The sequence below is a fragment of the Rhizobium sp. No.120 genome (genome assembly GCF_054558365.1).
On sequence record NZ_BAAJNQ010000067.1, the window covers coordinates 1 to 439 of the forward strand.

Here is a 439-nt window from a genome sequence, read left to right on the forward strand (position 1 = left end):
ACCGATCAGATCCTTGATCTCCTTCGCGGCCTTGGCAGAGCGTTGGGCAAGCTCACGAACCTCTTGTGCGACAACCGCAAAGCCCTTGCCTGCGTCGCCAGCGCGAGCGGCTTCAACGCCCGCATTCAAGGCCAGCAGATTTGTCTGAAATGCGATCTCGTCGATCACACCAATGATATTGGCGATCTCCGATGCTGAGGCTTCGATCTTACCCATTGCTTCAACCGCCTGTCGAACCACGAGGCCCGAGCGTTCGGCATTCTCCTTCGTCCTGCGCACGAGCTGGCCAGCTTCCTGAGCCCGATTGCTCGAGCCAGATACGGTCGTAGTGATCTCCTCGAGAGCGGCGGCCGTCTCCTCGACGGAAGCAGCCTGCTGCTCCGTGCGGCGGGAGAGATCATCGGAAGCGGTTCGGATTTCCTGCGAGGCGGCGGCAATG

Annotated in this window: 1 protein-coding gene; it reads right to left on the reverse strand. The window is 60.6% G+C overall.

The genetic code is table 11. From position 1 onward, the window contains the following. A partial coding sequence (locus ACYJRZ_RS31970) for a methyl-accepting chemotaxis protein (RefSeq protein WP_459465549.1) occupies nucleotides 1-439 on the reverse strand: 439 nt, incomplete at both ends.